The following is a 10351-nucleotide window of genomic DNA, read 5'->3' on the forward strand; positions in this document are numbered from 1 at the left end:
CACGTTGTCGTCTTTTCCTTATTTCTTCGATCAAAAATGTGTTGGCAATTTCTCTGGATCTGATGGGAATATCTGCTCCCACATCCATGAAAAGAAAAAAGAAATAGATATTCCTTACAAAATGACAAAAGTAATTGTAATTTCTGATTCCCATGGCAATCAGAAACTTCTCAGGCAGGCTCTGGAAAATGAGAACGATGCTCAGATAATATTTCATTTAGGTGATTTCTATAATGATCTTGAGGATAATTTTGATCTTACTGAAGGTAAAGAGATTTTCAGAGTACCTGGAATATTTAATAATGGTTATTTTTCTGGTAAACTTGCTGCCACCTGTGTAATTGAGGTTAATGGCTGGAAAATTGGGGGAGTTCATGCACCTCAGGATATTCCAAAATTACCGAGAAAACTTGATGTGATACTTTATGGTCATACTCATTCTTTTAAAGTTGAAAAACAATTAAATTGCATTTATATTAATCCAGGTCATATTAAGAACAAGATTGATCGGGGAAATATTGCTACTTATGCAATTCTTGAAATATTAGATGAAAAAATAAAAATAAAAATAAAACAAATCAATTGTAACCTTAAAGAGGTGTACTCGTTTACTAAATAAAATAAATTATCTGGAGGACAGATGACAATTGAAGAGATAAATCAGAGAGTAATTGAGAAAAGTCCCGTGATTGATAATATTTCAGCAGAAGTAGGCAAAGTTATTGTTGGACAGCAATATATGGTCAGTCGAATATTAGTGGGATTACTTGCTAATGGGCACATTCTTCTGGAAGGTGTTCCGGGACTGGCAAAAACTTTAACCGTAAGCACTGTAGCTGGGACAATAAATGCCTCTTTCCACCGTCTCCAATTTACTCCAGACCTTCTACCGGCAGACCTCGTGGGAACTCTTATCTATAATCAAAAAACCTCTGAGTTTGTACCTAAAAAAGGTCCCGTATTTGCCAATTTTATACTTGCTGATGAAATCAACCGTGCACCCGCAAAGGTGCAATCCGCACTTCTGGAATCCATGCAGGAACGCCAGGTATCTATAGGTGATACAACCTATCCCCTGCCAACACCTTTCCTGGTAATGGCTACCCAGAATCCCCTGGAGCAGGAAGGTACATATCCACTCCCTGAAGCCCAGATAGATCGTTTCATGCTGAAGCTTATGGTTGGCTATCCATCCCGAGATGAAGAAAAGATCATCCTCGATAGGATGGTAAATGACGAGAAGATTGAAGTATCTCAGGTCGTTTCTCCTCAGGAGATTATTGAATTGCGTCAGCTTGTTAAAGATATTTATATGGAAGACAAGATAAAAGAATATATTTTAGATCTTGTTTTCGCCACTCGTCAGCCTGATAAATTCACTAATATCAAAGATATGAAATTCCTCATTGAATGTGGAGCTTCCCCAAGAGCCACAATCTATCTTGCCCAAGCAGCAAAAGCCCATGCTTTTCTTGAACACAGAGGATATGTGATCCCTGATGATATTAAGGCAATTGGTAAAGATATTCTGCGTCATCGTGTAATTCTTACCTATGAAGCTGAAGCAGAACAGATTACACAGGAAGATATAGTTAACAGGCTATTTGATGAAATAGAGGTGCCATAATCCATGGAAGTTTCTGAGATCATTGCCAAGATCAAGAAAATAGAGATCACTACGAGAAATCTGGTTTCAGAACTTTTTTCCGGTGAATATCACAGTATGTTCAAAGGTCAGGGACTGGAATTCTCCGAAGTGCGGGAATATCAGGATGGAGACAGCTTTCGTCAAATAGACTGGAATGTTTCTGCCAGAATGGGTCATCCCTATATCAAGAAGTTTGAAGAAACACGTGAACTGAATGTCATCTTTTTGATTGATGTAAGTGGTTCAACTTCTACTGGTACTCACAGTTACTTGAAATCTGAATATATTACTGAAATTACAGCTGTCCTCTCTTTCTCAGCCCTTTCAAATAATGATAAAGTAGGCTTGCTTTTATTTTCTGATCAGATAGAGAAGTATTCTCCACCTCGTAAAGGAAAGAAAAGCGCTTTGAGGATCTTGAGAGATATATTATATCATGTCCCCCAAAGTGATGGAACTGATCTGAAAGCAGCTATTGAATACGCCTATCAGATAATTCCCAAACGCTCAATAATATTCATTATTTCTGATTTTCTTGCAGATGATTACAAAGACAGCTTAAGAATATTGGCAGGGAAGCATGATGTTATTGCTTTAAGGATTTTAGATAAAGCTGATCTTGAATTACCCAAATGTGGTTTATTAAATGTTGCTGATCCGGAAACAGGTAGACGCTTTACCATCAATACAGGCAATCGCAAATTAAGAGAGAAATATAAAAAGGCTACTGATCAGGAAAGCTTTGAATTCAATGAAACGATGAAAAAGATAAAAGTGGAAAACAGAACCTTCACAACTGATGAATCTTATACAAAGAAACTAATGGAGTTGTTCCGTGCCAGGAAACACCGACGCTGATATGAAGAAAATAACTCTATTTCATTTAATAATGCTGCTGACAGTCTTTCTTTCAGCACAGGCATTAGATCAAAAAATTGAGAAACCCAGCAAGTTATTTGTTGGTACCCCGTTTAGCATTTATGTGGAAATAACTTCTTCACCAGCTGATACCATATTTGCTCCTCAACTTGATAGTATCGATGTGTTCTTCCCAATGGGGGAGCCACAGCAGCAGGAAATTATTGAAGATGGTGTGAAAAAGAATTTGATTAAAATGACTTTCCAAGCATTTGATACTGGTGATTACACTTTTCCTTCTCTGGAATTTCTGGTTAAATCAGGTTCACAGGACACTGTATTAACAACTCGCGATTTTGTTGTTATCATAAATTCCGTATTACCGGATTCTGCTAATGTTATCAAAGATATTGCGCATCCTTTATCATTAAAACTTGGTTTCTGGGACTATTTTATTCCAATACTTGGTCTGATATTTGTTATTGCCATTATCTTACTGCTAAAGAAATTCTTAACAAAACCAGCAAAACCAGAGGAAATACCAAAATTTACCGATAATAGACCAATATGGCAAATAGCACAGGAAATGCTGCATGAATTATTAGGTAAAAAGCTTCTGGATAAAGGAGAATTCCTGGAATTCCATTTTCAACTTTCTATTATTCTAAGATATTTTATAGAAAGATATTATAAGATCAATGCTCTGGAAATGACTACTAGTGAGATCCGATATTTCCTTAAGTTAGATGACCCAAGTGAAAAAGGTGAGATATTACATCTACTCATGGAATCTGATAAAGTTAAGTTTGCTAAATTCATCCCAGAAAGAAATAAAGCAGAAGAACTGGCAAACTGGCTTGAAGCATATCTGGTAGCTTTCAGTCAAAGGAGCACGGAGGTTAAAAATGCTTGAGTTTTTTAAACCTGACTGGCTCTGGGGAATATTGATCTGTATACCATATCTTATCTGGGAAATATTCTATTACGAAAAGAAACGTCTTAGATTCCACCATAATCGCATTGAACTGCTGAAATCACTTTCAATATCTTCATGGCTTCGATTCATTCCAATCCTTTTAAGGATACTGCTCATTTCTTCATTATTTATTGCGCTTGCCCGTCCCAGGCTGGCAAATCAAAAACAGAAAATCACTGGAAATGGAATTGATATTATTTTAGCTGTAGATATTTCAGGAAGTATGCAGGCTGTTGATTTTCAGCCAACTAATCGTTTGGAAGCTGCAAAAAAGGTGGCAGCTGAATTTATCAAAAAACGTAAAAATGACCGGATTGGCGTAATCGTTTTTTCTGATCATGCATACACTAAATGCCCCTTAACATTAGATTATAATATGCTGATGACAATATTTGGTGATATTAAAATCGATGAAGAAGCTCAAGGTACTGCTATTGGCATGGGACTGGCAACTGCGGTAGCCAGACTTAAAGATTCCGAAGCAAAGTCGAAAGTTATTGTTCTGATAACTGATGGAAAAGATAATACCGGGCAAATACATCCCCTTACTGCTGCAAACATGGCTGCCACATTTGGGATCAAAGTATATACAATAGGTGTCGGCAGAAAAGGAATGGTGGACTTTCCTTATGGCAATGGCTATAGAAAGGTAAATATTGATTTTGATATTGATATCCTAAATGATATTGCCAAAACATGCGGAACAGACCATGCCCGGCTTGCCAGAAATACTGAACAGCTTGAAGAAGTAATGGATTATATCGATAACATGGAAAAGACCCAGATTGAGATCAAAAACTACTACGAATACGAAGAGCTTTTCACGCGCTGGATTCTGCTGGCAATTATTCTGCTGGCATTGGAATTCATATTCCGGTTCTTTATATTAAAACAACTTCCATAGGAGCTAATTATGCACTGGGGTAATCCTGAAGCTTTCTTTCTTTTGCTATTAATTCCTATAGCTTTGATACTTGTCTTTTTATCTAAGAAATTACGCTTAAAAGCGTTTTCAAAATTTGCTGAAAACCGCTTTTATGATTATTACTTACAACAGTTTTCTTCCTTTAAGTTTAATCTTAAAAATACCTTTCTGATTATCGCTCTCTTCTTTATGATCATAGCTCTTGCAAGACCACAATGGGATCGTGAAGTCCAGATCGTGCAAAAAGAAGGTGTAGATATAGTGATCTGTATGGATGTTTCCAAAAGTATGGATGCTAAAGATATTCAACCAAGCAGGATTGAAAGAGCAAAAGATCAAATCTCTCTATTTATCGATCAGCTTAAAGGTGATCGGATCGCCATTGTAACTTTTGCTGGACGCAGTTTTGTTCAATGTCCCCTTACTGATGATTATGGGGCAGCAAAACTCTTCCTAAGTCTTCTTGATACTGAGACTGTAACTTCTTATGGTACCAATATCGGCAAGGCTCTGGAGACATCTTTACAGGTGTTCTCTGAAAAAGACAAACATAAAATAATTATCCTGGTTTCTGATGGTGAGGATCTGGAAGAGAAAGCTATAGACTTTGCTGAAGAAGCAAAAAAACAGGGAGCTATTATCTATTCTCTGGGTATTGGATCACCAGATGGCAGCACTATCCCGGTTCTCGATGAAAATGGAAATACTGTATATGCCAAAAATGACGCTGGTGAAATAATATTCTCTAAACTTAATGTTGATATATTGAGCAAGATTGCAAAAGCCACTAATGGTAGGTTTTTTCCTATCACACCACAACAATCAGAAATATTTCAGATACTTAATGAGATAAAGACTCTGGAAAAGAAAAAAATTGATGCTCGTCAATATTCTCGCTACAAAGATCAATACAGTTATTTTGTAATTGCTGCCCTAATTTTTATTATTATTGAGTTTCTTATTATGGTAGTTCGCAACACACCCTTTGAAAGGGTTATCAAAACAAGGAGATGATTATGCGCTCAGCTTCTGTTATCTTTATTCTATTGATTATTTCCAATGCAGCTTTAGGAGAAATACTCACCTATGATAAAGTGATCACAAACAGCAAAGCAAACCAGGAATATAAATCTAAAGACATTGAAGCAGCTCAGCAAAAATACAGATCTAATGCCTTGAAGTATCCTGAAGATAGTGCTTTGCATTACAATCTGGGAAATGCTCTATACAAGCAGGGAAAACTTGAAGATGCTGAAGCAGAATATAAGATGGCAATGCGAGATCAGGATTTCAATGATAAATCAAAGCTCTACCAGAATATGGGTAATATAAAATTTCAACAGCAGGATTATAAAAATGCTCTGGAGTACTTCAAAAAATCTCTGATGAATGATCCCCGGAATCCTGATGCCCGTTATAATTATGAACTGGCATCTCGTTATTTGCAAAAGCAGCAGGAACAGCAGCAACAGCAAAACCAGGATCAAGATAATAAAGATGAAAACAAAGACAAAGACAAACAAAAGCAGCAGCAGCAGCAGGGTGATGATAAAAAAGAAGACAAGGAAAAACAAAAGCAGCAACAAGAACAGCAGCAAAAGCAAGGTGATGAAGAACAGAAGCAGCAGCAACAGAAAGTAGAGAAATCCAAAGATGAAAAAGAAGCTGAGCAAATGCTGAAAGCTCTTCTGGCAAATGAAAAGGAAGAGATGCAAAAAGAAAAGGAAAAGAAATCTGCTGAAAGACAAAAATCCGGGAAATACTGGTAAAATGAAAAAATATGTATCACTTATTCTTTTTATGATGCTTGCAGTTTCTGCTCTGGCAGCTGATCTGGAAGTTACTGCCTACGTAAATCGCACAACGGTAGGTATCAAAGATAAAGTTCAATATACTATAGAGATATCAGGATCTGATGCAGATAAGATTGGCACTCCTAATTTACCAAAACTGGATGGCTTTAATAATCAGGGAGTTTCCACTTCTTCATCATCAAGCTATACTATGGTAAATGGCAGTTTTGAATCCTCAGTGACTAAAAAATACCAGTATTCTCTTAGCCCAAAAAGCCTTGGGAAGATCACTATCCCGTCTATTACGATAAAATACAAAAAAAAATCTTATAAAACTGGTGCAATTAATATAAATGTTATTCAGGGAAGTAATAAACCAGCACCTTCCCGAGGCAGAAACGATAATTCTCCTAAATCTACCAGTGGCAAACTAAGTGATAATATGTTCATTGATATTCAGGTTTCTGATAAGAATCCCTATCAGAATGAAGCGGTGGAAGTCACCTACACTCTATATTCTAAATATGATGTCACGTCTCTCTCCTTCAATGCAGAGCCTTCCTTTATAGGTTTCTGGAAGGAAGACGTTTTCTCGCCTAAAAGGATGAATGTTCAACGAACTACCAGAAATGGGGAAATTTTCAATACCATGAAACTAAAGACCTATGCAATTTTCCCTTCTCAATCTGGTAATATCTCAGTTGATCCGCTCAAGGTTAATGTGGACATCCGAACCGAATCGCGCAGTATCTGGAGCTTTGGCAATACAAAGAAATATTCCATAGCAAGTAATCCTGTAAGTTTTTCTGTGAAAGAACTTCCCGCAGGTGCTCCATCTGATTTCACAAATGCAGTAGGCAAGTTCCATCTCAATTCATCTATCAGTGAAACTAGTCTTAAAGTAGGTGATTCTTTCACTTATACTTTGGAAATATCTGGTAGAGGTAATATCTCAAATATTGATATCGCTACTCTGCCAGAAGTAAATCATCTTCGATTTCTTGATCCGGAAACATCTACAGAAATAAGTTCTTCCAAGGTTAACGGTAAAAAAGTTATCCGTTATCTTGTAGTCGCTCAGGAACCAGGCAGCTTCACCATACCTTCATTGTCTTTTACTTATTTTGACGCTGATAAGGGGAAATATATCACATTACGGTCAGATAAATATACCCTGAATGTCCAAGAAGGTGATAATATCTATATACCAGGAACAACATCACAGGCAGCAGTTCATCTGGAAGGTTCTGATATCGGCTTTATAATTGAAGATAGAGAAATGAAGAGTTTTAAACCCTGGTTTGATTCCATTCTTTACTGGCTCATTCTTTTCCTTATTTTCATTTCTTTACCAGTTACTACGATGCTGATGAAAAGGCAAACTCAAATTGCCGGAGATATTGATTATCAGCGTCAGAAAAGAGCTAATAGAGTACTAAAGAAATACCTGAAACTCGCCACTGAATATCATAAGACAGGTAATCCCGACTTTTATTCTGCTGCCCAAAGTGGATTAGAAAATTATCTCACTGATAAATTGAAAATTGCCCGAGGTAGTAGAAAAGAACAGATAATTGATCAGGCAGTTAAACTTGGTTATCCTCCAGAGCTTGTGGAAAAGATCAATTTGATGTTCAATAGATGCAATGAAGCTAGATTCATGCCCGGAGGTTTTTCGCAGGAAAATATTCAAACAGATTTCATCGGTTTGCGTAACATAGTAGCTGATCTGGCAAAAACCAGGATCAAGGGTAAATAATATGAAATATATTCTGATAATCTTAAGCCTGTTAATCTTGATTTCTCCGGTATTTGCTGAAAATACTGATATGGTCACGAAAACTCTCGATGAAGCTATCAATGCCTATCATAATAAAGAATATGATACTGCGCTATCTAGCTTTCTCTATCTGGAAAATAATAATGTTGTTAATGCTGATCTTTATTATAATATTGCAAATTGCTATTTCAGAAAAAGCCAGATCGGTAAAGCCATCATCTATTACAATAAAGCACTGAAGGTCGACCCAGCTCATACTGCCGCAAATTCAAACTTGAAATTTATCCTCACACTCACAAAAGATAAAATCGATAATGAGGAAAATGATGCCATGTCACAATTTCTCTTGAGGATATTTCATTCCTTTGATTTGAATAAAGCTGCTCTATTTACTGCTATTCTATTCTTCTTATTGATCCTTTTACTCATTCTTATGCAAACGATATTTCGTAATCGAGATAGATCATTACCTGTGTTTCTAATTTTCCTGGTTCTTATTTTATTAGTTATCTCTGCCACGGTCTCATATCTTAAGTATCAGAATTTCCACTCTGCTTCTGACGCTGTTATTACTTCTCAAACAGCCATCGGTTATAGTGGTCCTGGTTCAGAATATACCCGCGTTTTTACCATTCACGAAGGCATGATATGTCATATAGAAGAAAACAATGAAAACTGGCTTCTGATAAAACTTCCAAATGGAATAGGTGGATGGATAGAATCTGATCAGTTGGAAATAGTGAAGATCAAATAGATTTATTAAACTTCTGCTCTCTTTCTATTAGTATCTTTTTCCTGTTCGTTCCCCCTGAATAGTTTCCGATTTCTCCTGATTTAAGGATTACTCGATGACATGGAGTAATGATCAGCAATTTATTCCTGCCTACTGCACTCGCTACTGAGCGAACTGCCTCAGGCATACCACAACGTTGAGCTAATTTAGTATATGAGATAGTTTCGCCATAAGGTATCTTACGGATTACATTCCACACCAGTTCTTCAAACCGGCTGCCATTTTCATGAAAGATCAGATCAAAACCTTGTCTTTCGCCACGAAAATATTCCATGAGTTGTTCTTTAGCCCTTTTAAATACTTCTTCCTCTCCCCTGCTGCTGAAAATGTAGACTTCTTCTGGACATTGATCTTCAATAAAGAATATTTCCCGTACTTCCAGGTCTTTTATCTTAAGGCAAATCTTAAAATCATCAAGTTCGATTATACATTTCATTATTCATTACCTCATTGGAGCGGGTGACGGGGATCGAACCCGCGACCCTCAGCTTGGGAAGCTGATGCTCTACCGCTGAGCTACACCCGCTTATATTACAATTAATTAATTTTACACTATAATAGGCAAGTAAATTATCTTTTATAATAATCCTTTCTGGATCACTTGTAAACTACCTGCCAGTATCTCCCTCAGTCGTTTTGCTTTCAGCCAGTCTATCTCTCCAGTCCATTCATTCATAAATATCTTTTTAAATTCCAAAGCTATGCAGCACACCCTTTCACCATAGGTATTATGCAGCCATCTGGAAAAATTCCCACCATCAAATTTTACGTTAATCCGCACATCAAGACATCTGCCAAAATAATCCTCACTCCGTAATTGCTCCACAATTTTATCTACAAGAGGAAACCAGGAGGAAGGCATGTTATTTGTGCCGATAATTATCTCAGGATTCTTCTCTGGATCATCGTATTCTGCACCTTCCCCACCTCGCTGGTGATTATAGGAATGCAGATCATAGATAAATATCCGCTCAAATTTTTCTAATAGCTTATCGATATGCTCCTGCACTGATTGATAATACCAATTATAACATTTCTTGCTGAATTCTATTTCTTCACTATCAGGTGTATTCACTCGAACCTGCAATCCCCAGGCCTGCTGTGGAGTAACATAAAATGACCCTCGTATTGGTCGATTTAAATCCACCTGAAACCTGCTGTAGTAAACAACTATCCGGTTTGAAGCAATCTCTGTAAAATACCCAGTAAAGGGGTCTTCCTCGTATAATCTCGCACTTTCAGATAGTGCCATATTCGCAGCAATGATCTCACTAAGCTTATGCCCGTTATGAATTGCAGTGCATACAACAGGCATCTTATAATCAAATTCAAAGTTCGCTATTTTGTAATTATTCTTCATAATAATCTCCCAGACAAAATTTGCTTCTCAATTCCAATATTGTAAAGCTAATTCTATTTATCCTAATTATCCGCTTTTCTCCCTAATGATAAAATCCATTTCGGGAATACAATCCAATTCAATTTATTCCTTAATAATTACTAATAATTAATATAATACAAACTTTCTACCAGTATCAGAGAGTTTATAGAGATTGTAACAGTAATATTGTTCTAATA

The 10351-nt window shown here is 36.7% G+C and carries 11 protein-coding genes and 1 tRNA gene; 9 read left to right on the top strand and 3 right to left on the bottom strand.

The window, feature by feature from the left end:
* Window positions 1-121: 121 nt before the first annotated feature.
* From RAO94_00085 to RAO94_00125, 9 genes are read left to right on the top strand one after another with little or no spacing between them, the layout of a single operon-like run.
* A complete protein-coding gene (locus tag RAO94_00085; GenBank protein ID MDP8320725.1) occupies window positions 122-619 on the top strand; it encodes a metallophosphoesterase family protein in 498 nt (165 codons plus the stop codon).
* Window positions 620-640: 21 nt separating this feature from the next.
* Window positions 641-1627 (top strand): MoxR family ATPase, encoded by a 987-nt coding sequence (locus RAO94_00090; GenBank protein ID MDP8320726.1) that lies wholly within the window; start codon window positions 641-643, stop codon window positions 1625-1627.
* Window positions 1628-1630: 3 nt separating this feature from the next.
* Window positions 1631-2506 carry a DUF58 domain-containing protein gene (locus RAO94_00095; protein ID MDP8320727.1) on the top strand — a complete coding sequence of 292 codons (876 nt, stop codon included), beginning with the start codon at window positions 1631-1633 and terminating at the stop codon, window positions 2504-2506.
* A 1-nt stretch (window position 2507) separates the two neighbouring features.
* Window positions 2508-3419, top strand: a complete 912-nt coding sequence (locus tag RAO94_00100) for a hypothetical protein (protein MDP8320728.1) — start codon at window positions 2508-2510, stop codon at window positions 3417-3419.
* Window positions 3412-4386: a VWA domain-containing protein gene (locus RAO94_00105; GenBank protein MDP8320729.1), complete on the top strand. Its 975-nt coding sequence runs from the start codon at window positions 3412-3414 to the stop codon at window positions 4384-4386. The genes RAO94_00100 and RAO94_00105 overlap by 8 nt, the downstream gene beginning before the upstream one ends.
* Before the next feature lie 9 nt (window positions 4387-4395).
* On the top strand, window positions 4396-5421 hold the full coding sequence (locus RAO94_00110; GenBank protein MDP8320730.1) for a VWA domain-containing protein: 1026 nt from the start codon (window positions 4396-4398) through the stop codon (window positions 5419-5421).
* 2 nt (window positions 5422-5423) lie between these two features.
* The gene (locus RAO94_00115) at window positions 5424-6176 is read left to right on the top strand and encodes a tetratricopeptide repeat protein (GenBank protein MDP8320731.1); all 753 of its coding nucleotides are present in this window, start codon (window positions 5424-5426) and stop codon (window positions 6174-6176) included.
* Window positions 6103-7959 carry a BatD family protein gene (locus RAO94_00120; protein ID MDP8320732.1) on the top strand — a complete coding sequence of 619 codons (1857 nt, stop codon included), beginning with the start codon at window positions 6103-6105 and terminating at the stop codon, window positions 7957-7959. Before RAO94_00115 ends, RAO94_00120 begins: the two co-directional genes overlap by 74 nt.
* Window position 7960: 1 nt before the next feature.
* The gene (locus RAO94_00125) at window positions 7961-8734 is read left to right on the top strand and encodes a tetratricopeptide repeat protein (protein ID MDP8320733.1); all 774 of its coding nucleotides are present in this window, start codon (window positions 7961-7963) and stop codon (window positions 8732-8734) included.
* On the opposite strand, the gene RAO94_00130 is transcribed toward RAO94_00125, so the two are convergent.
* The 3 genes from RAO94_00130 to RAO94_00140 all read right to left on the bottom strand — a co-directional run bounded on the left by RAO94_00130 (window position 8727) and on the right by RAO94_00140 (window position 10133).
* On the bottom strand, window positions 8727-9209 hold the full coding sequence (locus RAO94_00130) for a methylated-DNA--[protein]-cysteine S-methyltransferase (protein ID MDP8320734.1): 483 nt from the start codon (window positions 9207-9209) through the stop codon (window positions 8727-8729). The genes RAO94_00125 and RAO94_00130 overlap by 8 nt on opposite strands.
* A gap of 15 nt (window positions 9210-9224) precedes the next feature.
* Window positions 9225-9299: transfer RNA gene (locus tag RAO94_00135), tRNA-Gly, on the bottom strand.
* A 51-nt stretch (window positions 9300-9350) separates the two neighbouring features.
* Window positions 9351-10133 (bottom strand): N-formylglutamate amidohydrolase, encoded by a 783-nt coding sequence (locus RAO94_00140; protein MDP8320735.1) that lies wholly within the window; start codon window positions 10131-10133, stop codon window positions 9351-9353.
* Window positions 10134-10351: the final 218 nt, after the last annotated feature.

Source organism: Candidatus Stygibacter australis (assembly GCA_030765845.1).
Classification (GTDB): domain Bacteria; phylum Cloacimonadota; class Cloacimonadia; order Cloacimonadales; family TCS61; genus Stygibacter; species Stygibacter australis.